The 25,150-nt window shown below is 58.8% G+C and carries 22 protein-coding genes and 2 pseudogenes (1 of these 24 cut by a window edge); 11 read left to right on the forward strand and 13 right to left on the reverse strand.

Features of this window, described 5'->3' with window-relative positions:
- The 7 genes from T8K17_RS06670 to T8K17_RS06700 all read right to left on the reverse strand — a co-directional run.
- On the reverse strand, nt 1–1,659 hold the 5' portion of the coding sequence (locus T8K17_RS06670) for an SIR2 family protein (protein WP_322333714.1). It extends 87 nt beyond the left edge of the window; the window shows 1,659 of its 1,746 coding nt (coding positions 1–1,659); it begins with the start codon at nt 1,657–1,659; its stop codon lies beyond the left edge, outside the window.
- Nucleotides 1,656–4,784 carry a type III restriction-modification system endonuclease gene (locus T8K17_RS06675; protein WP_322333715.1) on the reverse strand — a complete coding sequence of 1,043 codons (3,129 nt, stop codon included), beginning with the start codon at nt 4,782–4,784 and terminating at the stop codon, nt 1,656–1,658. Before T8K17_RS06675 ends, T8K17_RS06670 begins: the two co-directional genes overlap by 4 nt.
- Before the next feature lie 23 nt (nt 4,785–4,807).
- Nucleotides 4,808–6,685, reverse strand: coding sequence for a site-specific DNA-methyltransferase (locus T8K17_RS06680; protein WP_322333716.1), 1,878 nt, complete (start codon nt 6,683–6,685; stop codon nt 4,808–4,810).
- A gap of 13 nt (nt 6,686–6,698) precedes the next feature.
- On the reverse strand, nt 6,699–7,478 hold the full coding sequence (locus tag T8K17_RS06685; protein WP_322333717.1) for a DUF4391 domain-containing protein: 780 nt from the start codon (nt 7,476–7,478) through the stop codon (nt 6,699–6,701).
- Entirely contained in the window at nt 7,475–10,747 is a 3,273-nt protein-coding gene (locus T8K17_RS06690; RefSeq protein WP_322333718.1) for a helicase-related protein, read from the reverse strand. The genes T8K17_RS06685 and T8K17_RS06690 overlap by 4 nt, the downstream gene beginning before the upstream one ends.
- The gene (locus tag T8K17_RS06695) at nt 10,734–11,621 is read right to left on the reverse strand and encodes a helix-turn-helix transcriptional regulator (protein ID WP_322333719.1); all 888 of its coding nucleotides are present in this window, start codon (nt 11,619–11,621) and stop codon (nt 10,734–10,736) included. Before T8K17_RS06695 ends, T8K17_RS06690 begins: the two co-directional genes overlap by 14 nt.
- A 106-nt stretch (nt 11,622–11,727) precedes the next feature.
- Nucleotides 11,728–12,597, reverse strand: coding sequence for an AraC family transcriptional regulator (locus T8K17_RS06700; RefSeq protein WP_322333720.1), 870 nt, complete (start codon nt 12,595–12,597; stop codon nt 11,728–11,730).
- Nucleotides 12,598–12,932: 335 nt separating this feature from the next.
- Between T8K17_RS06700 and T8K17_RS06705 the strand changes: the two genes are divergently transcribed.
- From T8K17_RS06705 to T8K17_RS06715, 3 genes are read left to right on the forward strand one after another with little or no spacing between them, the layout of a single operon-like run.
- Nucleotides 12,933–13,754 carry a DUF2285 domain-containing protein gene (locus tag T8K17_RS06705; protein WP_322333721.1) on the forward strand — a complete coding sequence of 274 codons (822 nt, stop codon included), beginning with the start codon at nt 12,933–12,935 and terminating at the stop codon, nt 13,752–13,754.
- A gap of 50 nt (nt 13,755–13,804) precedes the next feature.
- On the forward strand, nt 13,805–14,326 hold the full coding sequence (locus T8K17_RS06710; RefSeq protein WP_322333722.1) for a thermonuclease family protein: 522 nt from the start codon (nt 13,805–13,807) through the stop codon (nt 14,324–14,326).
- The gene (locus tag T8K17_RS06715; RefSeq protein WP_322333723.1) at nt 14,323–15,168 is read left to right on the forward strand and encodes a hypothetical protein; all 846 of its coding nucleotides are present in this window, start codon (nt 14,323–14,325) and stop codon (nt 15,166–15,168) included. The genes T8K17_RS06710 and T8K17_RS06715 overlap by 4 nt, the downstream gene beginning before the upstream one ends.
- A 390-nt stretch (nt 15,169–15,558) precedes the next feature.
- Here T8K17_RS06715 and T8K17_RS06720 read toward each other — a convergent pair whose 3' ends face one another.
- Together T8K17_RS06720 and T8K17_RS06725 are read right to left on the reverse strand one after the other, a co-directional pair.
- The gene (locus T8K17_RS06720; RefSeq protein ID WP_322333724.1) at nt 15,559–16,473 is read right to left on the reverse strand and encodes an ImmA/IrrE family metallo-endopeptidase; all 915 of its coding nucleotides are present in this window, start codon (nt 16,471–16,473) and stop codon (nt 15,559–15,561) included.
- A complete protein-coding gene (locus T8K17_RS06725) occupies nt 16,470–16,793 on the reverse strand; it encodes a helix-turn-helix transcriptional regulator (protein WP_322333725.1) in 324 nt (107 codons plus the stop codon). Before T8K17_RS06725 ends, T8K17_RS06720 begins: the two co-directional genes overlap by 4 nt.
- Before the next feature lie 134 nt (nt 16,794–16,927).
- Here T8K17_RS06725 and T8K17_RS06730 point away from each other — a divergent pair, with 134 nt between their 5' ends.
- The 4 genes from T8K17_RS06730 to T8K17_RS06745 are packed head-to-tail and all read left to right on the forward strand — an operon-like array spanning nt 16,928 to nt 19,063.
- On the forward strand, nt 16,928–17,161 hold the full coding sequence (locus tag T8K17_RS06730; protein WP_322333726.1) for a DUF2188 domain-containing protein: 234 nt from the start codon (nt 16,928–16,930) through the stop codon (nt 17,159–17,161).
- A gap of 27 nt (nt 17,162–17,188) precedes the next feature.
- Complete coding sequence (locus tag T8K17_RS06735; RefSeq protein ID WP_322333727.1) at nt 17,189–17,470, forward strand: multiubiquitin domain-containing protein; 282 nt, start codon at nt 17,189–17,191, stop codon at nt 17,468–17,470.
- The gene (locus T8K17_RS06740) at nt 17,445–18,635 is read left to right on the forward strand and encodes a ThiF family adenylyltransferase (RefSeq protein WP_416153173.1); all 1,191 of its coding nucleotides are present in this window, start codon (nt 17,445–17,447) and stop codon (nt 18,633–18,635) included. Before T8K17_RS06735 ends, T8K17_RS06740 begins: the two co-directional genes overlap by 26 nt.
- Nucleotides 18,632–19,063: a DUF6527 family protein gene (locus tag T8K17_RS06745; RefSeq protein WP_322333729.1), complete on the forward strand. Its 432-nt coding sequence runs from the start codon at nt 18,632–18,634 to the stop codon at nt 19,061–19,063. The genes T8K17_RS06740 and T8K17_RS06745 overlap by 4 nt, the downstream gene beginning before the upstream one ends.
- 60 nt (nt 19,064–19,123) lie before the next feature.
- Here the strand turns inward: T8K17_RS06745 and T8K17_RS06750 are convergent, their stop codons facing one another.
- Nucleotides 19,124–19,351 carry a hypothetical protein gene (locus tag T8K17_RS06750; RefSeq protein WP_322333730.1) on the reverse strand — a complete coding sequence of 76 codons (228 nt, stop codon included), beginning with the start codon at nt 19,349–19,351 and terminating at the stop codon, nt 19,124–19,126.
- Nucleotides 19,352–19,382: 31 nt separating this feature from the next.
- Nucleotides 19,383–19,535, reverse strand: a pseudogene (locus T8K17_RS26275) (phage integrase N-terminal SAM-like domain-containing protein); the annotation flags it as partial.
- 287 nt (nt 19,536–19,822) lie between these two features.
- Between T8K17_RS26275 and T8K17_RS06755 the strand changes: the two are divergent.
- Nucleotides 19,823–20,749 (forward strand): annotated as a pseudogene (locus T8K17_RS06755) (ParB/RepB/Spo0J family partition protein); the annotation flags it as partial.
- Nucleotides 20,750–20,809: 60 nt separating this feature from the next.
- Here the strand turns inward: T8K17_RS06755 and istB are convergent.
- Nucleotides 20,810–21,682 (reverse strand): IS21-like element helper ATPase IstB, encoded by an 873-nt coding sequence (istB, locus tag T8K17_RS06760; RefSeq protein ID WP_028793182.1) that lies wholly within the window; start codon nt 21,680–21,682, stop codon nt 20,810–20,812.
- Nucleotides 21,679–22,947 carry an IS21 family transposase gene (gene istA / locus T8K17_RS06765; protein WP_028793183.1) on the reverse strand — a complete coding sequence of 423 codons (1,269 nt, stop codon included), beginning with the start codon at nt 22,945–22,947 and terminating at the stop codon, nt 21,679–21,681. The genes istB and istA overlap by 4 nt, the downstream gene beginning before the upstream one ends.
- Before the next feature lie 182 nt (nt 22,948–23,129).
- Between istA and T8K17_RS06770 the strand changes: the two genes are divergently transcribed.
- From T8K17_RS06770 to T8K17_RS06780, 3 genes are all read left to right on the forward strand, one after another.
- The gene (locus T8K17_RS06770) at nt 23,130–24,230 is read left to right on the forward strand and encodes a hypothetical protein (protein WP_322333732.1); all 1,101 of its coding nucleotides are present in this window, start codon (nt 23,130–23,132) and stop codon (nt 24,228–24,230) included.
- 71 nt (nt 24,231–24,301) lie between these two features.
- A complete protein-coding gene (locus tag T8K17_RS06775; protein ID WP_322333733.1) occupies nt 24,302–24,919 on the forward strand; it encodes a DUF7007 domain-containing protein in 618 nt (205 codons plus the stop codon).
- Nucleotides 24,916–25,131 carry a DUF6117 family protein gene (locus T8K17_RS06780; protein ID WP_322333734.1) on the forward strand — a complete coding sequence of 72 codons (216 nt, stop codon included), beginning with the start codon at nt 24,916–24,918 and terminating at the stop codon, nt 25,129–25,131. Before T8K17_RS06775 ends, T8K17_RS06780 begins: the two co-directional genes overlap by 4 nt.
- Nucleotides 25,132–25,150: the final 19 nt, after the last annotated feature.

Genomic DNA, 25,150 nt, shown 5'->3' on the forward strand with positions numbered 1-25,150 from the left:
TTCAACACCATCCGCGGCGAGAAAGTTCGCCCAAAACGAGATCAACTCGTTCAAAGGCTTGTTGTACCGGCGGACAGTTCGTTCGCGGGAGAAATCGGTTGAGGCGCCTCGGTTATCTTCCGTCACGCCTGCCATTACCGTTCGAGGCTCGAAAAGAAGCCACAGCCTATCGTCTGCCCAATCTAGGCGGGTGCCGATGCCTTCGTGCCAAAGTAGATCTGGTTGATTTTGAACACTTCCGGAGAGATTTCCGACCAACTTTCGCAGTGGTGCCCAGCGCTGATCAGCAGGATCACTCGGAAAGAGAAGATCGGTATTTCGGCGGCGGATGAGTGTCAGATCATGTTTGCGCGCGAGCGCATGGGAGAGGGCCTGTCTAACGAGTCCGCGCTCCTGGCTGTCATAGCGTAGGCGGCGCACTTCAATGGTATGGAGATCGAACTCCTCGATCATATTATCAGAAAAGGCTGTACGCACGTCGTTGTCGGCTCCAAATGCGAGAACGCCTGCCCGTGTACGCGTTCCCAAGACCGCTACATCTGTCGCCTCAATGGCGGACCTGACTTCGGCGTGTCCGCCAATATTGCAGGTTACGCGCCGACAGACAGACGGCATAGACTTCAGTTCTAAAGCGTTGAATCTCACAACAGGAAAGCCACGATTACCACTAGGTTTTGTGGCTGGTGAGCAGATGGCTCGCTCGGACGCGAATGTGTCGAGCATTGTGGTATCCAGATCGTCGAGCAGACGGACCAGGTCGCGCAATGTTTCGTCGAAGTTCTCAATTGTGACGAGGCCGCCATCGACACCCTTCGAAGCCGCATTGCCCAGAAATTCCGATACCCGTTGAAGCGGCGGATCTTCACCTCGATGGAGCCAAAACAGGCCGCCGGGGAAAGGTGAAGTTTTCTCTAGGACCTCCTCTAAAGCACTCATGACCGAATTGTCGCGTCCGCTATAACCAGCAACGACCAAGCCGGAGCTTCCACAGGTGCCCACAAAAAGATCCCGCAGGGTGGCATCCTGACGCCTCAGTTCATCTCCCGTGTTCTTGAGACGACGAGACCGGAAATCGCCGTGCAGCTTGATCTCTGCAGGCCAGCGCTCGCCATTGAGTGCGTCTCGGGCGAGATCAGGAGCGTCAAGCGCGACAGTGGTCAGGTGACCTGTCCCATCATAAATCTTGGCACATGCATCAGCCACGAGCGGATCGAAGTTTGTGGTCCACACGATTTTGGTGCGGCTCGCCTTCATGAATGTGGCCAGCGCCATGTGGCCGTAGGACGGTTTAGCGCCGCTTAGCTTGGCGGCGATGTACGTCCTGCGGTCGTTTTCGCTTGGATAAGCTGCTTCGAACAGCGCGGCATATTCATCGGGGGCGCCTGTTGGGGGAAACTGATCGAGGCCGTCGATGAAACCTTGGAGTGATCGGCGAACCGCCGGATTTGCCAGGTCGGCAACGGTCTTTGGCGAGACATGTCGTTGACTCACATATAGCTGCTGCTTGAATTCCCAGATCATGTCCCATGCCGTGGGAATGCCGGCTGAGGCAGAGGCTCCAGCCCCGAGCAGCCACATCAGACCACCCGGGCGCATTGAAAACCGGCGTGCAAAATCATCCCCTGTAACAATGGAATAGGGGACATCCGTTATTCTCATGCTGCCCGCCCGACAATATCCATCAGCTTTGCGTAATCGGTGACCACGTCATATTTGACCTGGTCATCGGTGACTTTGTGGGCGATCTCAACGAAAAACTTTCTGGCGCACTCGATCTTCGTTTTTTCGATTTCGCGGAGCTTCATTGAGGACATTGTGCCCTTGGTTTCAGCAACAAAATAGATGTGCTTGACCCCACCTTCCTTGAAGGAAATAGCCCAGTCAGGGTTGTAGTCACCGACTGGCGTCGGAATGAGGAAACCGCGCGGCAGCTTGGCGTAGACGACCACCTCTGTGCTCGTGTCTAACTCCTCAACAAACTGCCGCTCAATGTCAGAATCGGTCACCACGTAGTCGTAGACGTGGTTTTTCAGCTTGGCGCTTGCCCGGGAAAAATCCTGTCCAGTCTGGCTGGCCGTGAAAATACCGACGTCGTAGCGGTCCTCGACTTCATCGTAAGTGAGGCGCTCGATGATCATTGTCGCCTTCTGCTCCGATATGATCCGGGAAGCCTCTGCGATGAAGTGTTCCGGGTTCTGATGGAACTGAGCGAATACACTGGCCTCGATGCCCGAGAGGATAGATGCCGTCGATTGTCGGGTAAGCTGGGCGTTCTCCGCGATCTTCCCAATAAGGTCGTATTTCACCAGCGAGTGAATAGAGCCCCCTTGCTCCGTGCTTGTGCTGGTAACCTTGAAGCCGTCGCCAGTCTTCAGTTGATCGTCGGTGATCCCGTCGTTCTGAACACCGACCTGCACGGTGTATTGCAGCGGTGTCACCCTGAGCTGGCTGTCGAGCGCGCTCACACATTTCCGAATGAGTTCGGCGGAGTCGAACTCCACGCGGTAGACCGCCTTTCGATTGATCCGGGCCCAGAGTTCCTGGAATTCCTTCTTCTCGAAATTGGCATTGAGCGGATTCGTCTTTGGCTTCCTGCCATCGTCGACTTTGGGCAACTGCGCGTCGCTGAACACACTGTCGATAAGCTGGAATATCTGATCCGCATGGGGTTTCAGTTCGTCCGGCAAAGCAGCGAGCGCCCCCGCTTCCTTCGCGGTGTGGTAGTCGCCGGAGATCTGGTCAGCATCGTCCGTGTAGTCGTTCTTGACGAGGTATCTGTATATTTGCTTCGCCATGGCCGGCGTGATCTCGACCGGCCCCGCCTCGGTTGTCATGATCTTGCCTGTGAAATACGCCTCGGTCGCCTGCCGCGGGCGCGACGACAACGTATCAGCGATCTCTTTCTGAAGGCCGCCGACAAAATCCTTGTAGCTTTCGCTGGCGACCACGGTGAGAACGTTGATGTCGTGAACGACCGCCGGGTGATCCATGCGGTCCCCATGCTGGTCTACTGACAAGCGAAGCCCACGGCCAACCTCCTGGCGGCGCGAAATCGTATTGTCGCTGTGCTTCAACATGCACATGACGAAGACGTTCGGGTTGTCCCAGCCTTCGCGAAGTGCGGAGTGCGAGAAGATGAACCGTACCTCTCTCTTTGCCCGCTGCTCGGCACTGTCCGATGGCCCCGGAAGGGTCAAAAGGCTTTCTTTGTCCTTCAGGATTAGGTCGTAGGCATCCACGTCATCGGAATCGACAGCCCGCGCCCCGACGGCGGGATCTTTCAGGTGCTTGGTTTTCTTGTCGATCGAGAAGTAGCCGTTGTGAGTGTTGCCCACGTCGATTGCGGCCAGATGCTTCCGGTACACCTCGTTGTCGATCACCAACTCCGAGAGATACTCGGCCTTCAGAAGCTCGTACTCTTCCTCGAAGACGCGGGCGTATTCGCCTTTCTCGTCGGCCTGACTATAGTCGCGGTACTTCACCACCTCGTCGATGAAGAACAGGGACAACACCTTGATTCCTTGAGCGAAGAGCTGCTTTTCCTTGTCGAGATGCGCCTTGATCGTCTCGCGGATCTGGATGCGCCGAATGTCGCGCTCGGACACGTCGCCCGTGGCCTCGCCAGCCGTCAGGACCACACCGTTGGTAAACTCGACAGTGTCATGGTTGTAGTCGATCTGCGAAATGGTGAAGCCACGGTATTGATCGAGCTCCCCAGAGATCGTGAACAGATCGTCGCGGAACTCCAGCCGCCGAAGCTGGCGCTTGATCTCGCCCGACTTCAGCTTCACCTCGATCTCGATGCGGGCGACGGGCGCTTTCTTCGAGATGTCGATCCCTTCAAGGTAGAGATAGGCGTTCGTGCCAGCGAGGCCGCGCGTCTGGATACCGCGCACGGCGATCTTCTTCACCAGTTTCTGGTTATAGGCATCCAGTGCGTCGAGGCGGTGCACCCGATTGTGCTGCGTCTTGTGGGTCGCCGAATAGCGCAGGATCATCAGCGGTTTGAACTTCGGCAATGCCTCCATCGTGGCATTGCCCTGCATCTTCTGCGGTTCATCCAGGATCAAGATTGGCCGGTTGCTGGCGATCACGTCGATGGGGCGTCGGGACTGGAAGTCGTCCAGTTCGTCATAGATGCGCCGATTGTCGGCACCGCGGGCGGCAAACGCCTGAATGTTGATGACCATGACGTTGATGCCGGCGTCGGACGAGAAGCTCTCCAACTCGTGCAGGCGTTTGGAGTTGTAGATGAAGAAACGCGCCTTCTTGCCGTAGCTTTCGGTGAAATGCTCTGCGGTGATCTGCAGCGATTTATAGACGCCCTCACGGATCGCGATGCTGGGCACCATGATGATGAATTTCGACCAGCCGTAACGCTTGTTCATCTCGAAGATGGTCTTGATATAGCAATAGGTCTTGCCTGTGCCGGTCTCCATCTCGATGTCGAGGTGATATCGGCTCGCAGTCAGCGCATCGCGCGTGTAGGTCGCTGGCGCCGGTGCCCGCTCTCCGCGGGCGTTTACGACGGTGAAGTCGGTCAGACTTTGGCTGAACGGCAGATTCTGACGGCGTTGCACGTCCTGCATGTTCGCGAGAACCTGCGCCTCGGTTAACGCAATGTCGGCGTTCTTGAAGCCTTCCTCGAAAGCGCTGGCCTGGGCCTTGCGGCCGGGATCGATCCGGTAGGTGATGCCGCTCACCATCGGTTGACCGGCGAAACAATCCACGACGGAATCGACGGCATTGGTCTGATAGGGCTGGACCTTGAACTTGAGTTTCATTGCGCCTGACATGCCTCGCCCCCTCAGATCGACTTGACGTCGGTGGTGGGGGAAAGCTGGCGGAAGATCTGTTCGACGTTGATCTTCACCGCGTCCGACACGAAGCCGTTGTCGCGGAAAACGACGCGCAGCGGCTCGTGCCCCGCCAGCTCCTTGACCAATTCCTCGGTGATGCCGGTGTCGAAACAGGCGACAAGGGCGTTTTCATCCACGAAGAACACCGTTTTGCCCTGCACCGTTTCGCGTTGGATGGGCAGCGTCAGATCCACACCCCAATCGACTAGCACCTGGAAGAGCAAGTCCTCGGGCGTGCGGTCGGGTTTGATGTTGTCGACCGCAGAGAGAAGATCGGCCTGCTTGACTTCGTCTGGGCGGTAGTACACGTCCTGCATGTTCGAGGTGTCGATCTTCAGGACGCGGAAGCCGACATCGACCAGATGGTCAGTCCGGCTCCCCTCCCCAGCTTTATTGCCTGCCCGTCGAAGCCTTTCCTTCGTAAGCTCCGCGATGTTCCGCGGCTTTCCTAGCTTATCGCAGTAATCCGCTGCAGTTTTTTGCTCCCTGTTATTGGGATCCAGAGCTTCAGGAATCTGCACAAGAATGAACCGCCGCTTGCCGCCGTCCAACACATTTTGATTCATCACTGCGTGAGCTGTGGCACCGGAACCAGCAAAGAAATCAAGAACAATGTCATTTTCTTTCGTCGCTTGTTCAACAATTACCTTCATCAGAGATACAGGCTTAGGAAAGCTGAAAACTCGATCACCGAAAAGACTTACCATGTCGGATGTGCCGTCACGGGTGTAAATTCCATCACCAATAATGGTTGAAAATCCCGTGAAGTCGGAATCCAACTCACTCAGAAAGGCTTTCCTTCGGGGACGCCCGTCAGAAGAGGCAGGCCACAGTATGCGATCCTCTCGAATGAGGCGTGCCATCGTGTTGCGGTCATATCGCCAACCCATTTGTGGGCAGCCGTAGTTAATTCCTGTCTCTGGATGGACGAGATCATAGTGAAGGTTTGGGCGCCGATCAGCGGTGGCAATGCCAACCATGTTTGCACTTGCCCAATCACCTCGTGGGTCATTGTCCGGGTTGGAATATTGTTCTTTGTTTCTCTCGGAGCCTCTGATCGCTTTCCCGTAGCACAATATATACTCGTGATCGACAGACGCGCCCGTGACTGTCCGATTGTCGATGTTTTGACGACTTTTCCATACAAAACATGCAATAAACCTATCTGATCCGAAAATCTCGTCACAAATCTTCTTTAGGTTCTGGAGCTCACCGTCGTCGATACTAATGAAAATTGCACCATCATCACTAAGAAGGTTGCGCGCCAAGCGCAACCGCGGATACATCATGCTCAACCAATCTGAGTGGAAGCGACCGTTCGAGCTTGGATTGGCAACAAGGCGATTGCCAGTATCGTCATGCTGATTCGAGCGAGCGAGAAATTCCTTTGATCCTTCCACGAAATTGTCATCATAGACAAAATCGTTCCCGGTATTGTAGGGCGGATCAATGTAGATCATCTTTATTTCGCCTAGGTATGTTTCTTGTATCAACTTCAAGGCGTCTAGGTTGTCACCTTCGATAAGAATGTTCTTTGTGGACTCAAATTCGACGCTTTCGACCGCCAAAGGACGCAGTGTTTTTGCGATTGGTGAGTTGGCGATTGCCAGAGATTCGCGCTTCCCTGGCCAATTCAGGTGAAATCGCTCCTGCGGCCCCTCGACGATATGGTCGCTCAACTCCTGCCGAAGCTGATCGAAGTCCACTACCTGCCGCAGCTTTCCCGTCTCGTCCGCCGCCTCGGTCACGCAGCCGGGAAACAGCTCACAGATCTTCGCGATATTCTCTTCTGTCAGGTTCGGGCTGTGCAGTTTCAGTTTGTCCATGCTCGTCGTCCTCTCACTCGCTCGTAGCGGCCGGTTGGGCGGTCGCCCCGGTGAGCCGTTCCAGTTCCAGTTTTGCCGCGCGCAGCTCGGCATTGATCGCCACGCGCTTGTTGAATTGCTTCTCTCGCGCCAGCCGCGCCTTGATGCGCTCGACCTCCCGCGTCTTGGCGCGGATCGCCTCTATCCGCGCGATCCGGTCCGCGATGGGCCAATCTACCAAGGAGTTGCGCGGGACGTCCGGCGCGTGCGTGAACGCCGCTTGCGGCATTTCTCCAAAGCCGGTCGCGGCCACGTCGTCCTGTTGACCGGCCTGTGCGGACAGAATCGCCCCAAGTATCCCTTCGTATAACGCCCCGAGATTAAGCGCGACCGGCAATGGCGCCCGGGCTGTATCCTCTGGCGCCCAATCGGTCGCGAAATACTCACTGATCACCCATTTCATGCTGTCGGCCTCGCTGGGGCGCTTGAACGCCGCCATGGCCTTGCGCTTGCCGCCATAGGTCAGATCGAAGATCAGGGGGAACGGGATTGCCTTGTCGATCGCGCGCAGGACACCCTCGTCGAGCTTGCCGGTCTTGAGCGAGATGCTGAAGACCTGAATCTCCGTCACCGATTTGGTGGCGCTCAGGTTGATCGTCTCGGGCGCCAGCTTGAAACGCCAGACGATCTGATCGACCTCGCGCACGAACAGGTCCTTGAGAGCAGTGTTCGCGCCGGCGTGCTCATAGATCTTGGTCTTCGGCACCACGCGACCGAAGGCAGCGCTCTTGGGATAGTCGAAGAACGCCGTCATCCGGGACCTCCCTCGATCACCAGGAAGCCGATCAGCTCGAAGTCATCAAGCCCTTTGAGTGTGTGGGTGAGTGCCGTCGTGCGGCCGCCGCTGAACAGACTGTCGAGGTCCTTCTCTTCCTTGACCTCGATCATGGAGCGGATGGCCGAGCTCAGGAGCTCCGAATAATGCTCCATCTTCCGGCCGTCCCCGGTGCGCTCGTTGAAAGAGCGGCAGACATCCGGGACCGGCACCTCGCGACCCTTGCAACTGGTTCGGATCAGGTCGAGCAGGCGCTTCACCTCGGTATGGTCGGCAATGATCTGGCCGTCATCGGCGATGTAGACCAGATAGTAGGGGTGGAGCCGGTTCTGCTGGTTGATGTTCACGCTGTCGTGGATGTTCTTGAGCGCGAAGATCACGCCGGGGCGGAGCCCCAGCTCCGGCTGCGACGGAACCACGGCATGCATGCCATTGGGCAGGCTGGCGAGTTCGCCGTGCTGCTTGACGTAGTTGAGCAGGTCCATGCGGAAGTCGTTCAGGCCGAGGTCGGTGATCGATATGCCTGTCTTGACGTCCTCGATCTCGATGACCTCTTCCTGCAGGCGCTTGAGCTGCTCCTTGCGGTAGGCGATGTCACTGCTCTTGGCCGTCAGGACATTGTCGTCACCGGTTCCGACCATGTCCGCGATCACCATCCGGTTCTCGACGCGCTCCTTGAGGTTGATGTACTCGTCGAGCGAAATGTCCGGCCAATAATTCACGAGCTGGATCTGCGAGTTCGGCGAGCCAATGCGGTCGATGCGTCCGTAGCGCTGAATGATGCGAACCGGGTTCCAGTGGATGTCGTAGTTGATCAGGTAGTCACAGTCCTGAAGGTTCTGGCCTTCGGAAATGCAGTCCGTGCCGATCAGGACGTCGATTTCGCCAAGCTCGTTCGGCATCACGACATCCTTCTCCTTCGAGCGTGGGGAGAACAGGGTGAGGACGCCCTGAAAGTCGTAGCCCTTTTTCAGCGTGGTTTTTGGCGCATCAGAGCCCGTCACCTTGCCGGTGTGCAAACCCAGTTGTTGTGCGAAGGGCGCGAGATTGGCGAAGAGATAGTTCGCCGTGTCGGCGAACGCCGTGAAGATCAGAACCTTCTTGTTGCCGGGATTTAGAGGCTCACCGACCTTGCGGTTGATGACGTCTTTCAGGTGCTGGAGCTTGGCATCGTCCTGCGGCTCGACCTTGTCCATGGACGCGACCAGGTCGTCGATCAGGGCGAGATCGGCCTGAAGGTCATGTTTCCAGGATGGCAGGTCCATGTCGGCCAGACTAATCTGGACCTTCTTGCCAACTGTGAATTCGTCGAGACCCTCAAGATCTTCATCCTCGGCATCCAACGTCTCGGCATCCGCGAGGTAGTCGCTGACGCTCTGCGTGCCGCCGGACTGCTCGAACTCACTGATCGCGCCCAGCGTCCGGGATATATTTCCAGCGAGCGAGCGCAGCGTGAGCCGGAATGCCTCGACCGAGCTCTCCAGGCGTTTGAGAAGGTTGGTCGTCATCAGCGCCTGAAGGCTACGCTCCCGGTCTGCCTGGCGCAGCTTGCCCCGGCCGCCCTCGACCTGGGTGTCGTAGATATCTTCGTATTTCCGTAGGCGGCTCGACAGGATGTAGCTGATGGGTGCATAGACCGCGAGTTTCAGCATCGAGAGCTGCGCAAATATGTCGTTCAGGCCCATCACGTCGTCGCGGTGTGTGATCGGGCAATGGAACGACAGGGGTTTTCGCCTTTGGGGGAACTTGCCGATGTCCTTGGTGTCGTAGAAGGTCTCGATGTGCTTGCGTGACCGCGCGATCGTCACGGCGTCCAGAAGTTCGAAGAAGTCGAATTCGAGCGCCTTGAGGATTGAGGCCGCGGTTCGCTCGTCCGGCGGCAGTATCGTCCAGGCATTGAAAGCTTTCTGCGCGCGGCGGAAGATTTCCTCGACGCTGGTTTGCGTCTTCAGGTTCTGTCTGAGAGCCTCCGACTGTCCTTCGTAGGCGAGCGCAAGTTGGTTGCGCAGGTCGGTGAAGCGGTTGTTCACCGGCGTCGCGGAGAGCATTAGAACCTTGGTCTTCACGCCTGCGCGGATGACCTTGTTCATCAGCTTCTGGTAGCGTGTCTCCCGGTCCTTGAAGACATCGTTGTTGCGGAAATTATGGGACTCGTCGATGACGACGAGGTCGTAATTGCCCCAATTCACACGGTTGAGCGGAATGCCGAAGGACTCGCCCGACGTCCGCGAGAGGTCGGTGTGGCAGAGGACATCGTAGTTGAACCGGTCCTTCGCAAAGATGTTGGTCGTCAGGTTGGTGTTATAGTTTTGCCAGTTATCGGCCAGTTTTTTGGGGCAAAGCACCAAGACGGCACGATTTCGAAGCTCGTAGTATTTCACTACCGCGAGTGCGGTGAAGGTTTTCCCAAGGCCGACGCTGTCAGCCAGAATACAACCGTTGTATGTCTCCAGCTTGTTGATGATCCCGGTTGCGGCGTCTTTCTGGTAGTTGAACAGCTTGTTCCAGACAAGGCTGTCGCGATAGCCAGTAAGATCATTCGGAAGAACGTCCTCGTCGATATCCTCCAGGAAGTCCTGGAAGATATTATACAGCATCATGAAGTAGATGCGTTCTGGCGAATTCTCTTGGTAAACGGACTCAATATGATCGCAGATCGCTTCCGTGACGTCTTTGACTTTTTCCGGGTCCGCCCATATCTGGTTGAAGAGCTGGAGATACATCTGTGCGTGACTTGGATCGTCAAACCGCGTCACAAAATTCGATACGGCATCGCCTTTCTGATAGCCGAGATCGACCGCGGTGAAGCCGCTGATCGGCATGTAGGCGATTCCGCCGTCACCACTCGCCACGTGCAGGAACTGCTGCATTGGGGCTTTCGTGGTGTTCGACCGGAACGTGGCTTTCTTGCGAATCCAGTCGGCGCATTCACGCGCCACGGCCCTTTGCGTCAGCTTGTTGCGGAGCTGGATTTCAAACTCCGTGCCATAAAGGCCGCTCTCCCGCCGCGCTTTCGGGATAAAGAACTCTCGCCGTTCTTTGCGCAGGTGATCCGCGACCTCTGTCGGCACGAACGTCGGGGCTGTGAAGATAAACTGAAGGCTTTCGACCTTGGAAAGTTCAGACTTTAGGGCTTCGAACGCATAGATCGAAAAGCAGGATGCCGCGATTTTCACGCGCGCGCCCCTACCAATTGTGGCTTTGAGGTCATCGCCCAATAGCTGCGAGGTGTTATCAATGATCTTCATCAATGACCTCACGATTTAGGAGAACAATCTGCTGATCCTGCGGTTTTCGCGCAGATGGATCGACATCGAGTCCCAGACGTTTCAGCGTGTAGTAAAGGAAAGCATGTCTGACCTTGATCTTCGCCTTGCCGCCACGCATGCCATAATCGAGGGCGATGACCTTCTGCTGCGTTTCGGATAGCTCCGGGTGCGGGCCGATTTCAAGTGTCACATGTTCATGCCAATCGGCATCATTGGCAGGGTCGCAATCTATCTGTCGCGTTCCCCGAACATCCATGATCCGCGACAGCACGAAATCCTTGAACGTCTGATCATTTTCGCAGAAGGCGCGCGCATGCCAGCGGAAACCATCGAAGCCGATGGCATGCGGGGCAATCCAGCGCCATTTGGGTTCGGGTCGGGACAGTGACTGATATTTGATCTCAAGCGATTCGCCACGGTGGATTGCCGCCAGTACCGCCCGCAAGGTCTTTGCATCCACACCGCGAACCGGTGTCGGTGCGGCATCGAAGGCGGGAATCTGGTCAAGCCAGGCATCGCTGCTATCAAGGATACCATCGGCCACCGAGCGAAGCTGGGTGAGGTAACGGCTGGCGTCGGGCTTCAGGAAAAGCGGTGCGAAATCAACCCCGCGCGCATATGTCCGTGCGCTCTTGTCGTAGACCATATTGGCGGGGGCCAGACCAAGATAACGGTTGAGGTCATTCGATGACTGCTGCACCGAGACCCCGAACATGCCGATCAGGTCGCCACGGTTGATATGGCCATCCCAAAAGAGGCGAAATTCGATGAACTCGAAGCGCTGCTCAACACCCCAGCGCAACGCGTGTTCTTTGCCCGGATTTTGGCCGTCGCCCACCTGCCGCTCCTCCATGCCCCACAAATCCTATCAACTGCACAGGACTAGTTTCTAGACGTGCGGGGCGGGAGGTGCAAGGATTTATCAACTTCCGGGGAAATATTTGGTCAAAGGTGCAACTTCATCCATTTCTTCTTCTGAATGCTTCCGGGCTCATGCCGGTATGTCTTTTGAACGCCGTTGAAAAATTCCCGAAATTCTCGAAGCCGAGATCCAGCGCAATTTCGGTGATCGATTTTCGCGTGCCCAGCACCAGTTCAACCGCTGCGGCCATCACCGTATTGTGGGCAAACCGGCAGGGCGTCTCGCCAAAGCTCTCTTTGAAAGCGCGCTGGAAGTGGCGTCTGGACAGGCCCGCTGCTGCCGCCAGTTCGCCGACATCGAATTCCTGCCGCCCATGTGTGCCGATATAGTCAAGCGTGAGGCGCTGCTGGGCACTGGTCAGTCCGCCCGAAATCGAAGGCTGCACCGTTCCGCCTGCGCCGAAACACGCCAGCAGGTGAATGACAAGCTGAGTGGCGATGGCCTCGGCGCAGGCCCGGAGGTGATGCCCTTTTGCGCCGATTTTGCCGCACAGCGCCATGCAGAGACTTTGCACGAGCGAATCGCTGAGCGCGGCTTGAGGTTGCAGGCGCGGCGCATCGCCTTTGAACTGCTCGCGAACGACGCGATCCACAAAGTCTGGCGTGAACGTAATGATCGCCGCCCGCTGCTCCCCTTCCCACGCCACTTCCATCGGCGTATGTGCGGGCACGATATGAAACTGTCCTGCTTCGACGCGATGGCGGGCGGGTTGCAATTCATACGGCCCGCGCCAATCGATCTCGAAGGGTTCATCCTCATGCATGATCAGGGTGACTTGGGGTGAGACCAGCCGCGCGCCTTGCGGATTGGGATGAAACAGATAGCGGTTGATCACTGCGGCCGGATTGGCAAAACGCCCGAGAAGCTCTGCGAAGGGCAATGGCGCGTCCGCGGAAAAATCGATCATAATAACATCTGACATACCACCCCCATGAATGCATAAATCCACTTGGGGCAGGCCACCCGTAATATGGCAGGCAACCTGACTTCCAAGATTGCAGTCTATTTATGCAATCATGGCGCGAATACGGCAATTATGGGGAAATGTCTGACAAAATCTGTCGGATTTACTTAAAATTCTTTGAATATTCGTGGCGCAATTTCAAAAGCTGCGACCCTTTCGCAAAAGCGCGCCCGCCGTTTCCTATCGATAATCATCGATAGGGCGGACGGAAAACACCCCATCGCCAACAAGCATTCTTCCGTCTGCTGATGATGATCACGGCAAGGAGGAATGCTGCCATGTCTGAGGAGAAACCCGAACCGGGCATAAGTCCGAGCGCCGATTGGCGCGAACCCGAACACTATAATCCGTTACTTAACAGCGACCGGCATTGCTGGGCGGGCGAGTGGCTGCGCAGGAACCCGGTGTTCCTTGCCGACCTGCGGGAAGCCCGATGCAGCCCGCCCGATGAATCCGGACACATCCTTTGCGATCAGGATTGCCGATTGGCCCGATGGGGCGTGCGTTGTTGCCAGATCGATGGCGAGGCGGTGTTCTTCTGGCTACCGGAATGCAATCCCCTGGTCTTGCGGGTAGAAGCCAAACCGCACGTCGACACAGGCAACACATTCGATTGTCGCCAATGCCCTTTGTTCCGCGCCGTCGTGCATGGTGATGACGGCCAGCATTTTTTATTCAGCGACGGCGCGCGATATCTGCAACTCGCGGTGACAGAGGGCGATGCGCTCACCGGCCCGGCACTGCTGAGTTGCACGCTTTGCGGCCTCAAGGATTTCGAGATCAAGCCGCTGACCCTACAGCGCCTGTGCCGCCTGGCGCGCAGCGGACGATTGCTCAAATCCCTTTACCCACCCGAACGCCGCGCCCGCCGCTGGGTCGAGATGCTCCGCGCCTTTGACGGGGCGGAATTCGGGGCCAGCCAGCGTGACATCGCGGCGGTTTTGTATGGGGATCGGGCGGTCCGGGAGGATTGGGAGGCAGGTTTCCTGCGTACCCGCGTTCAGCGCCTGCTCTCCGGCGCGAGGACCATGGTGCGGGGCGGCTACCGACGGCTGCTGGATCCAGAGGAAAAGGGACGTCCCGGGCGGGTGAAGGGCTGACAGCCAGAGAGAGGGTCGGTCGGCCCGGAACCCGAAAAAGGAGACTTCCCATGTTTCAACTTGTCAAAGGCAGCGCCGTCATCGGCATTCTGTTTTTCGCTGTGGTGTCCTTCTGGCCCGCGCTCGATAGTGAATATAAAGGCCCGGCCCGCGTCATCGATGCGGATACCATCGAGGTGGACGGCAGGCGCCACAGGCTTTACGGCGTCGATGCCATGGAGATCGACCAGATCTGCCATCGCCGCGACGGTGCCGTATGGCCCTGCGGCAGAGAAGCCGCCGCCGCGCTCGCCGAGTTCCTTGATGGTCGCACGGTCAACTGTGATGTCTGGCAGAAGAAGACGCGCGACGCCTATGGCCGCTTCATCTCGATCTGCTACGCGGGCATCGACAATCTTTCGGCCTGGGTCGCCAATGAGGGCTGGGCCATTGCCGACCGCGATGCCAACCGCCTCTACAATTACACCAGCCAGGAAGGCATGGCGAAGTTCCTGCGCAAGGGGATCTGGAATGGCACATTCGACCCACCCGCCGAATGGCGACGCGGACAGCAGGCGGGAGAGCGGCCATGAATGCGCTGTTCCCGCCGCCGGCCGATACATCCACCATCAAGCTGCGCGTGCTGTCGCTCGGCGCCGGGGTGCAGTCGACCACGCTGGCGCTGATGGCCGCCCATGGCGCGGTGGGGCCGATGCCCGATTGCGCCATCTTCGCCGATACAGGTTGGGAGCCGCGGGCGGTCTATGAGCATCTCGCCTGGCTCAGGTCGCCGAACGTGCTGCCCTTCCCGGTGCATATCGTCTCGGACGGCAATATCCGCGACGGGCTCGTGAAGGGCGCGCAGGGCGACCGCTGGGTTTCGATCCCCGCCTTCACCAGATCCGCGTCGGGCAAGGTCGGCATGATCCGGCGGCAATGCACCAAGGAACTCAAAATCGTCCCGATCCGCCGCAAGGTGCGCGAACTTATCGGCATTGCAGGCAAACGTTCACCAAATCATCCGGTCGTCGAGCAGTGGATCGGCATATCCTTCGACGAGATCGTGCGCATGAAAATGTCGATGGAACCGTGGCAGGTGAACCGTTTTCCGCTCGTTGAGATGGGCATGACACGCCGCGACTGCCTGCGCTGGCTGGAGCGGAACGGCTATCCCGCACCGCCGAAGAGTTCCTGCATCGGTTGTCCCTATCACAGCGACAGTCTATGGCGGCAGATGCACGAGGAGGACCCGGATGCCTGGGACGATGCCGTCGCCATCGACCGGCTGATCCGCACCGGCTTCCGCAATCTGCGCGGCGAGGTCTTCCTGCACCGTTCCTGCCTGCCGCTCGACGAAGCCGACCTCGACACACTGGCGGACAAAGGGCAGCTCGATCTCTTCGCTGACGAATGCGACGGCATGTGCGGCGTGTAGCCGTGTCCCATTTCTTCGCCTCGGTTAGACTGTTGCTTTGCTGGGGAGTGGCCGTTCGATATGCCTGGCATGAATGGCAGAGGTGCGGGACAAAGCATGCTTTCGCTGCGCAGGCCTCAATGGCAGCAATCTGCGCATCACGACATCGCTTTCCGACAGGGAGGGCGGATTCCAGACATTCTCCGCAGCTGCGAACGGACTGGCAGGTTCGGCAGAAGCGGACGTTCAACCGGCAATTTCGCGCTATGCGTTTTGGTCCAACGCGCAGGTCAGGAATCGGACCATCGCTGTTGTCCGCTCCTGTATCGACTAAGGGTGGTAACCGAAGTTTGCTGCAGAGTATCTCTTCCAACGGCTGTTCCGCGGTCTACCCACGCCGGGTTTATAAAGTCAGCCCAACCAAGATGAACCTGGTGTCCTATTCATCATGCGATCAAAGGTTTCTTCCTGCTCTTCCTCTTCGAGCGCTTCGAAGCGGGAAGACGCCGGACCAAGGTGGAGCAAGGACATCGAGAAATCATAACGGTCGGAGAACAAGACCATCTCTTCACAGGGCTCGCGGAACCAGACACCGGCATCGAACTCTGCGCTGCCCTTACTGCCATCTACACTTGCCCGCCGCGCCGCAAGAGATTGTTCGGGAATTTCCACCGGCGGCACGTTGGCAGTCCGGAAGAACGCGCCGCTCTTGAGCGCCGGTTCGCTCGACCGTGCCCACAGGATGAATCCCTCCCTCGCGACAACGAGTACTGATCTGCGGGTGGTGAACTGCAACCAACGCAGGACGGCGGCCTGCATTGAAACTTCATAACGAGCCGCGCTGTCGCTCAACATTTCAAGGTCCGGCTTGTCACGTGCAGCGATCTGACGGCGAAAGTCATCGAACGGCATAAGCAGGTTGGCCGCAAACTCGTTGGCTTCGCTTTCGACCTTTCGGTTCTTGCTGTCCCACGAGCGCATATCCTCCTCGGTGCAGTAGATACCCTCGGGGTGTGCAAGCCGATGCAGCAGGTAGTGGCCGAACTCATGGGCTAGCGTGAAGTTGATGCGGCCTGGTGATGTGATCGCCGAATTATAAAGGATGCCCCAGCCCCTCTTCCCGTCCCGCGCGGGCGCAAGTGCACCCTCGAACCCCGGCAGCTTGTCGCCAAGCACGTCGGTCAACGGATCATCGGGGAACCGCTTGCGGGAATACTCGATGGCGAGTTCCCGGATGCGCACGGGAAAGCGGTCCTGCCCGAAGACCGCATTCAGCATCATCGAAATTTCGTTCGCCTGCCTCCGCGGCGACGGTGTCTTCGTCATTCCTCTCGCCCGATCAGTTTTGCCATCTTTCGAATCTTTTCCCGCGTCTCGGGGTCCATCTTCCTGTAGTTGCGATAGAAGCGGGCATCGACCGCGTCCTCTTCCGCGATCTCGCCCGACTGATCGAGCAGGTAGTCGATCTCGACTTCGAAGAACTCGGCAATGCGCGCGATCTTCTCGGCGGATGGCCGCGGCGGATTCCTGTTCTCAAGCTCCCAGATGTAACTCTTGCTGGAGCCGGTGAGCGCGGCAAGCTGGTCCAGGGTCAACTCCTTCTGCTTCCTAAGCTTTTGAATCTTTTCGCCTAACGCGTTCGGCATGTGTCTCCCTCCTTGCTTGTTCGGTATTGACTTACTTTAACACCTTGATTTCCGAATAGCAATTTGAGATCATGTTCGGAGTAGAGAACTTTTTATGCTGCTTTTGGTAACGTCGTTGACGAAAGGAAAAACAGATGAGTAAAGGGCCGAAAAGCCACCACATTGTCCCGAACCGAGGTGGGGGATGGGACGTCAAGCGGGGCGGTGCAGACCGCGCCAGCAGCCACCACGACACCAAGGCCGATGCTGTCCAGCAAGGCCGGGAGGTCAGCCGCAATCAGGGTACTGAGCTGCGGATTCACAACAAAGACGGGCGCATCGCCCGGAGCGACAGCCACGGCGGCGATCCGTATCCGCCGAAGGGCTGAGGAAACCACTCAACCAAGGAGATGAAAATGAGTGAAGTGAAGGAAGCCAAGGAACGGCCCGACAAGGCCGATAAGCAGGTGATGATAGTCGTCAACGGCAGGGAGAAGACGGTCAGCGAGAAGGAACTGAGCTTTGATCAGATCGTCAAACTGGCCTTCGAAACCCCGCCCACGGGCGAGAACATCTGCTTCACAATGACCTTCCGGCGCGGCCAGGGAAACAAGCCCGAAGGCACGCTGAGCGAAGGCGAGAGCGTGAAGGTCAAGGAAGGGATGATCTTCAATGTCACCGCGACCGATAAGTCGTAGTGCCGACCTGCAGGCGCTCGTGGATGACGGGTATGAGGTCGGAATCGACGCCGGCCATCTCGTCATCCACAACGTCCCCTACGTGGACGCACGCCTTGAGGTTAGGCGAGGCAAGCTGGTCGCTGAGCTCGCTTTGGCAGGTGACGCGACGACGCGCCCGCGTACCCACGTTGTGATGTTTGCTGGATCGCATCCCTGTGACACCACCGGCAAGCCTCTCAACAAGATCAAGCACCAAAGCCAGCGAAAGCAGATCAGCGAAGGTCTGAACGTCGATCATTCGTTTTCGAGCAAGCCGGTGGGTAGCAACGGCTACGAAGACTACTATCACCAGATGACCACCTACATCGCGATCATTGAAGGCCCTGCGCGTGCGATCGATCCGTCTGCGACGACCCGTACCTGCGGCGTTGTCGAGGCGGAGGATGACGGAGTATTCAACTATGCCGACACGGCATCCAGCCGGGCGGGTATAAGCGCCCTTTCCGGCAAGCTCACGGGACATAAGGTCGGGATCATCGGGCTGGGCGGCACCGGCTCTTATATTCTGGACACGGTGGCAAAGACGCCGGTGCCGGACATCCATCTGTTCGACGGCGATGACTTTCTTCAGCATAATGCCTTTCGCTCGCCAGGCGCACCGACGATCGATGAACTCAGGGCAAAACCGAACAAGGCCGAATACTGGGCGGCGCGCTACGCGCCCATGCGCCAAGGCATTCACGCGCATGGATTTCACATCACCGCCCAGAATGCGGGCTGCCTCGACCCTCTTGACCTCGGGTTTGTGTTCATCTGCATCGACAAGGCAGATGCCAAGCGGCCTATCATCGCCAAACTCGAAGAGCTCGGCATTCCCTTCATCGACGTGGGCATGGGGCTGGAACTGACTGACGGCAAGCTCCACGGCCAGTTACGCGTGACGATGAGCACACCGGCGCGCCGCACTCACGTCCACGAGAAGAAGCGGATAGGCCTCACCGGCGGCGATGCCGACGGGGTCTATTCACACAATATTCAGATCGCCGAGCTTAACCAGATGAATGCGGCGCTTGCCGTAATCCGGTGGAAGAAATGGTGCGCCTTCTTCCTCGACCTCGAAGGCGAGCATCACAGCATCTATACATTGGATGGAAACCTTATAATTAATGAAGATAAGAAATGAAAAAGATTTCAAGACTTGAGCCGGTATTTACAACTGCAATTCCCGAAAAACTCGAACCGGGCAAAATTTATGTCTCGATCGAATATGCGACCATCAGCCATCTTTGCTGCTGCGGATGCGCGCGCGAGGTCGTGACCCCGCTCACCCCGATCGACTGGAAGCTGACCTATGACGGCGAGACCATCTCGATGCATCCTTCTATCGGCAACTGGAGCTTCCCCTGCCGATCGCACTACTGGATCAGAAACGGCAGGATCAAATGGGCGGATGATTGGACGCCGGAACAGGTGCAGGCTGGCAGGGCTCGCGATCGCCGCGCGAAAGAACGCCAGTTCGGGGAGACGCCCAACGCAGCCCCCAACCCCAATCAAGGCACGCATTCGACAAGCGGCTTCTGGGATTGGCTCAAACGTTTGTGGAAAAAGTAAACATCATAATTCTGGTGGTTTTCGAGTGGCCGGATGGGCGAGCGGACTGAGGTCGCCCGATCACAGACTTTGATTGGACCTGTGCTGCTGCGTCAAAAATGAATGCCTGCTTCGAAGGACTGTGCCGTTGAGGTTGCAGACCTCGGCGGCCCGCAGCCCTGCGCCGTATGAGATGCTGAGCGCCGCGCGATACTTCAGGCCGGGCCCGGGTGCCGCCATCAGGATGTCGGAGACCTCCTCGACGCTGAACACGACCGGCAGCTTCCGTGGCTGGGTGCGGAACTGCATGTAACGTTTCATCTCCTTGCGCCCGCAGGTCCTCCGGCGTGGCCGTATCCGGCGATCGCCCGAGAAAGGCGGCGAAATCCTTGATCGCCCTGATGTGGGCCTTTTGCGCCTTGTCGCCCATCCCACGGATGCGCACGTCTTCGATCATCCGCTGGCGCAGCGGTGTGGTTCTCTCCTCTGTCATGGAAGCCTCCTGTCTGTCGATAGAGAAGGCCCCAATAGTCAGATAGGTTAGCCAGATCGTAAAATGCGCACTGTTATAGGCATCTCACACCATCAGCCGAAAGCGCCAATGCCGCGGAGCGGCTTCGTCCTTGGATCGAAACCGGTATTCCGCCTCTGGTGCCAAGTGCGTGGTTTTGACCACCAGCGGTGGGCCGCAGGGCCTGGAGAGTAAGAGGAATTTGGTTTTTCCATGAACGGGTTGGAAGGGGAAAGAAGGCTTTCTCCGCCCGTTCTGGAGAAACCGACATGGCAACCCCCAAGAAAATCACCCTGTCCCAGTCCCGGGACATTCCGTTCAACAAGCTGGTGCTCTCAAACCGCAACGTCCGTCGCGTGCAGGCGGGCGTGTCAATCGAGGAACTGGCCGAGGATATCGCCCGGCGCACGCTGTTGCAGTCCCTGAGCGTGCGGCCCGTGCTCGGCGAGGATGGCCAGCCCACGGACCGATATGAGGTGCAAGCCGGCGGGCGGCGTTACCGGGCGCTTGAACTGCTGGTCAAGCAGAAGCGCCTCAATAAGACCGCGCCGATCCCCTGCGTCATTCGCGAGGACGGTATTCTCGAAGAGGACAGCCTCGCCGAGAACGTCCAGAGGCAAGCGCTCCATCCGCTCGACCAGTTTCGCGCGTTCCAGTCCCTGAAAGATCAGGGCCTCGGAGACGAGGACATCGCGGCGCGGTTTTTTGTCACCCCGCAGATCGTCAGGCAGCGTCTGAAACTGGCGTCAGTGTCGCCGAAGCTACTTGAAATCTATGCGGCCGACGAGATGACGCTGGAACAGCTCATGGCCTTCAGCATCGCGGCCAACCATGAGCGGCAGGAGCAAGTGTGGGAGGCCGTGCAGCGCGGCTACAACCAGGAACCATACTATATCCGCAAGTTGCTGACGGAAGACGCTGTTCGGGCATCGGACAAGCGGGTTCGTTTCGTCGGCCTCGATACCTATGAAGCCGAAGGGGGCAGCGTCCTACGCGATCTGTTTTCCCAGAATGACGATGGCTGGTTGCAGGACGTGGCGCTCCTGGAACGCTTGGTCACCGCGAAGCTGACCGGTGAAGCTGAGACGATTAAGGCGGAAGGCTGGCGCTGGGTCCAGATCGCCCAGGACTTCCCCTATGGGCATACTGGCGATTTGCGTCGTGTCATGGGCGAAATGCAGCCTCTGTCGGATGAGTGTCAATGCCGCCCGTAATTTCCCCAGAAGCGCCGAAGTAAATTTCCCCAGTTTCGCCGGTCAGGTTGTCGCGGTGATGTGGTCGTTTTTGGGCGGCCGTCCCCTTGGCCGTCGTAGCGGTGCTGGGGTCGGCGGTGTGATGGTAGCCTTGGAGCGGACGTGCTCGGGCATGAGGTCGGCGTGCTGGCGCAACCGGTAGCTGGAGCCTTCGATCTGGATGACCAGAGCATGATGCAGCAGGCGGTCGAGGAGTGCGGTGGCGACGACCGGGTCTCCGAACACCTCGCCCCATTCGGCAAAGCCGCGGTTGGAGGTCAGGACCATCGCACCACGCTCGTATCGGGCGTTGACCAGCTGGAAGAACAGGTTGCCACCCCCAGGAACGACGGGCAGGTAGCCGATCTCGTCAACGATCAGCAGAGCCGGTCGACAGAAGAAGCGTATGCGTTCCGTCAGCCGTCCCTCGCGCTCGGCGCGGGCGAGTTGCCCGAGCAGGTCGGCGAGTGTGCAAAAGTAGACACTGCGCCCTGCCTTCACCGCCTCGACGCCGAGGGCGATGGCCAGATGGCTCTTGCCGGTGCCGGGCGGGCCGAGGAAGTGGACGACCTCGCAGCGACCGATAAAGCCGAGTTGTGCGAGGGTGAGGATACGATCGCGGTCGAGCGACGGCTGGAAGGAGAAGTCGAACCCTGAGAGCGTCTTGATGGTCGCCAGTCGGCCCATGCGCAGGGCCGTCTTGATGCGGCTGTTCTCGCGCAGGGTCAGTTCCTCGGCGAGCAGCATGTCGATGGCCTCCAGAGCACCGATCTCCCCGTGCTCGAGGCGGCGCACGACCTGATCGAGGGCTTCCAGGGCGCGTGGCATTTTCAGACCGACCAGATCGTGGCGGATCCGCTCCAGGGTCGACGGGGTCAGATCACCTGGAGCGCTCATGACCGGCACTCCCGGGCAAGACGGCGAGCGACAGCGTCGTAGAACTCCAGGGAGCGCTGAGCGACCACGTCGCCGGTTCGGCTGACGACCACATCTCCGTCGGCTCCACGTCTTCGTCCTGTGGAGCCCCCTCCTTTTCGGTGTCCAGGAGCCACCCGGCGCTGGTGGCGGCCTTCCAGGACCGGATGGGTCGCGATCAACGTGCCGTCCTCGAAGATCCTGATCTCCTGGGCGAGCGTGTGCACCTCGACCGTGCGCCGCCGGGTGGCATCCGGAACGCTGTAGAAGTTGCCACCGACGCTTACCATCCCTTCCCGGGAGATCCGTCGCTCCAGACGTAGTACGGAGCGGAACGGCGCCAGAGGCAGAACCAGCAGGTGCGGCTTCTCCTCGGCGAACGCCTCGTTCACGACCCGCCGGGTTGTGGCATGCACCCTGGGATTGGCGACACTGTCCAGCCAGCGCCGCAGCTGCTCGTTCAGATCGTCCAGGTTGCGGAACGAACGGGCCAAGAAGAAGTCCTCGCGGATGTATCGGAACGGCCGCTCGACCTTGCCCTTGGTCTTGGCCCGGTAGGGCTGGCACGCGCGCGGGTGGAAGCCATAGTGGCGGGCCAGATCCACAAGGGCCCTGTTGTAGACGATGCCGCGCGGCTCCCCGTCAGCAGCTTCGCCGATCACCGCCGTCTTCATGCGGTCGTAGAGAAGCTCGCGTGGCACGCCGCCGATCGCGTCGAAGGCGGCGACGTGGCAGCGCAGCACTGTCGCTAGGTCCTGATGGGCGACGAACCGTGCCCAGATCAGGCGGCTATGCCCCAGGACCAGCGAGAACAGCCACACGATCCGCGGCTGTTCCGGCTCATCGGTGAACACCACCTGGAACTGAGCAAAGTCGACCTGTCCTTGCTGACCGGGAGGTGTCTCGAAGCGGATCTCATAACCCGGTGTCGGCGCGGGACGGATATCACGCAGATAATCCGTCACCGCCGTATAGCCGCCGCTATAGCCGAGGTCCCGCAATTCTCGCAGCAGCCGGGCGCCGGTCAGGCCAGGCCACGTCATCACGCGTTCGCGCAGATAGGGGGTGTACGGATCCAGCAGACGTGACCGTGGCCTGCGTGGGCCATAGCTCGGTGGCTCCAGGCCGCGCTCGATGTAGCGACGAACGGTCTTGCGGTCGAACCCGCTCTCCCGTGCGATCGCCGATATAGACAGCCCCTGCCGATGCAGTTCCAAGATCATGAGCATCTCTCCCAGTTTGATCACCGCCGAACTCCTCTCGCCGACCGAGAGGAGCATCGGCAACTCGCCGCCGCCGGTCATCCGGGGCGCGCCCCGGATGACCGGCGACACGCCAACTGGGGAATTTTCAAACGGCGGTTCTGGGGAGATTCACTCCGGTATCAACAGATGAGGAACAAGCAAAGCGCGAAGCCCTGCGCGACGAAATGGCAGAGATCGAGGAGCGCTACTCTGGCACGGACGAGGATCTGCCCGAGGAGGTCGACCGGCGGCTTAGCGAGATCGAGACCGAACTCGACGGTTTCGAAGATAGGCCCGTCATCTACGATCCCGCCGATATCGCTTGCGCGGGCGTGTTCGTCAGCATCGACGGTGACGGTCGGCTCAAGATCGAACGCGGCTATGTCCGGCCCGAGGACGAGGCGCAGAATGAGGCCGATGGCGAAGCAGCCGACGCCGACGCCTTCGTCCGCGATCATGTCGAAATCGTCCATGTCGGTGCAGATGGCGAGACCCGGCAGGTCGATCCCGCCGCGCTATCTGGTAATGCGTCTCCAGACGAGGAGGACGAAGGCATCAAGCCACTTTCGGACCGGCTGGTAATGGAACTCACCGCGCACCGGACGCTGGCCTTGCGCGATGCGCTGGCGGGCGACCCGGACATCGCCTTCATCGCCGTGCTGCATGGGTTGGCGCTCCAGACCTTCTATCGCTACGCCACCGATAGCTGCCTGGAGGTCACATGGAAGAGCAGTGGCTTTTCCGTGCAGGGGCCGGATCTGAAGGAATGCCCGTCTGCCAAGGCTATTGAGGATCGTCAGACCAATTGGGAAAAGCAGTTGCCGGATGAACCCGAACTGCTCTGGGAGTTCCTCTGCGACTTCGATCATGACAGCCGCATGGCGCTCTTCGCCCATTGCGCCTCGCTCACCGTCAACGCCCTGCATGAGCCGTGGAATCGGGCACAGGGCCGCCGGCACCATGCCGACCAGCTCGCCTGCGCGCTTGTCCTCGACATGGCCGCCGCCGGCTGGAAACCTACACCTGAGAATTACCTGAACCGGGTGCCCAAGGCGCGCATCCTGGAGGCGGTGACCGAGGCCAAGGGCGATGCCGCGGCCGAACTGATCGACCACCTCAAGAAATCCGACATGGCCGAGCAGGCCGAGCGACTGCTTGACGGCACCGGCTGGCTGCCGGAGCCGCTGAGGACGTCCGGTGTCGAGTCCATGAGCGCGCCGAATACGGACGAACCGGAGGTGGCGTCCGACGCCGAGCTTCCGGAATTCCTCACCGCCGCCGAATAAGCGGTCTCAACCCAATTTATCAACTATGGCCCGGTTCACGCCGGGCCTTTTGATTTTCAGGAGACATCGACATGCAATCCGCACGCATGATTTCCAGACACGCCCTCTGCGTCCACACCCCCTGGGGCATCGCCGATCATTGCCGAGAATATGCCGAGGGCATCACCTTCTACGGCACGCCGTCGCATGGCGGCTTCAAGCTCAGCCCCGAGCGCCTGGCGGCGATGCACCCCGCCTTGCGCGCGCCTGCCGGTTGGTTCGAGGAGGACGCCGAATGGGCCAAAGTCGCCTTCGCCTTTCCCGAATGCTTCACACCTGAACAGCGCGAGGCGGCAATCCATACGCTGAAGGATTGGTGCCCCGACGCCTATGAAGCCGCCACCGGCGAAACCCTTGCGCCGGGCGCATCCTACATCAAGGATCAGCGGCTTTTCCATGAGAAGCACGCCGAGGATTGGATCGTGATTTCGGCGATTTCATCCGACCAGCATCCGGGACAAGTCGAATGCATCGCTACGATTGGCGGCAAAGGCGGCGAATGGGGCAAGGCTGACCCGGAGGAACGGCGCTATCTGGTGCCCAAGGCGGAATATGACAAACGCGGATCACATGGCTTCGTCATCAATCCTGCCCTTCATGCGCCCTATGACGGCCAGAGCAGTTTCATTGCGCGGAGGGCGTCGTCATGATCCCGGATTACGTCAGCGCCAATTTTCAAACCCTGCTGCGCGCTGCCGAAAACGGTGATCTCGCTTTGATGGAATGCACCGATATTCATTCCGAAGCGCCGCGTTATATCATTGCTGCCGTGCAGCGTGGCGATAAGAAGGATTGCGACTCCACACCCTTCGGACATCTGGCGGAGGGAAACCCGTTCGAGGCTTACAGGCCACCAGAGTGAGAGGAGTTTCCGGGAAGGG

Source organism: Thalassobaculum sp. OXR-137 (assembly GCF_034377285.1).
In the GTDB taxonomy this organism is placed as follows: domain Bacteria; phylum Pseudomonadota; class Alphaproteobacteria; order Thalassobaculales; family Thalassobaculaceae; genus Thalassobaculum.

Coding starts and splice junctions, on each gene's coding strand:
- T8K17_RS06675 (WP_322333715.1), bottom strand. CDS start 4,784: ATGAAACTCAAGTTCAAGGTCCAGCCCTATCAGACCAATGCCGTCGAT.
- T8K17_RS06680 (WP_322333716.1), bottom strand. CDS start 6,685: ATGGACAAACTGAAACTGCACAGCCCGAACCTGACAGAAGAGAATATC.
- T8K17_RS06685 (WP_322333717.1), bottom strand. CDS start 7,478: ATGACGGCGTTCTTCGACTATCCCAAGAGCGCTGCCTTCGGTCGCGTG.
- T8K17_RS06690 (WP_322333718.1), bottom strand. CDS start 10,747: ATGAAGATCATTGATAACACCTCGCAGCTATTGGGCGATGACCTCAAA.
- T8K17_RS06695 (WP_322333719.1), bottom strand. CDS start 11,621: ATGGAGGAGCGGCAGGTGGGCGACGGCCAAAATCCGGGCAAAGAACAC.
- T8K17_RS06700 (WP_322333720.1), bottom strand. CDS start 12,597: ATGATCGATTTTTCCGCGGACGCGCCATTGCCCTTCGCAGAGCTTCTC.
- T8K17_RS06705 (WP_322333721.1), top strand. CDS start 12,933: ATGTCTGAGGAGAAACCCGAACCGGGCATAAGTCCGAGCGCCGATTGG.
- T8K17_RS06710 (WP_322333722.1), top strand. CDS start 13,805: ATGTTTCAACTTGTCAAAGGCAGCGCCGTCATCGGCATTCTGTTTTTC.
- T8K17_RS06715 (WP_322333723.1), top strand. CDS start 14,323: ATGAATGCGCTGTTCCCGCCGCCGGCCGATACATCCACCATCAAGCTG.
- T8K17_RS06720 (WP_322333724.1), bottom strand. CDS start 16,473: ATGACGAAGACACCGTCGCCGCGGAGGCAGGCGAACGAAATTTCGATG.
- T8K17_RS06725 (WP_322333725.1), bottom strand. CDS start 16,793: ATGCCGAACGCGTTAGGCGAAAAGATTCAAAAGCTTAGGAAGCAGAAG.
- T8K17_RS06730 (WP_322333726.1), top strand. CDS start 16,928: ATGAGTAAAGGGCCGAAAAGCCACCACATTGTCCCGAACCGAGGTGGG.
- T8K17_RS06735 (WP_322333727.1), top strand. CDS start 17,189: ATGAGTGAAGTGAAGGAAGCCAAGGAACGGCCCGACAAGGCCGATAAG.
- T8K17_RS06740 (WP_416153173.1), top strand. CDS start 17,445: ATGTCACCGCGACCGATAAGTCGTAGTGCCGACCTGCAGGCGCTCGTG.
- T8K17_RS06745 (WP_322333729.1), top strand. CDS start 18,632: ATGAAAAAGATTTCAAGACTTGAGCCGGTATTTACAACTGCAATTCCC.
- T8K17_RS06750 (WP_322333730.1), bottom strand. CDS start 19,351: ATGCAGTTCCGCACCCAGCCACGGAAGCTGCCGGTCGTGTTCAGCGTC.
- istB (WP_028793182.1), bottom strand. CDS start 21,682: ATGAGCGCTCCAGGTGATCTGACCCCGTCGACCCTGGAGCGGATCCGC.
- T8K17_RS06770 (WP_322333732.1), top strand. CDS start 23,130: ATGGCAGAGATCGAGGAGCGCTACTCTGGCACGGACGAGGATCTGCCC.
- T8K17_RS06775 (WP_322333733.1), top strand. CDS start 24,302: ATGCAATCCGCACGCATGATTTCCAGACACGCCCTCTGCGTCCACACC.
- T8K17_RS06780 (WP_322333734.1), top strand. CDS start 24,916: ATGATCCCGGATTACGTCAGCGCCAATTTTCAAACCCTGCTGCGCGCT.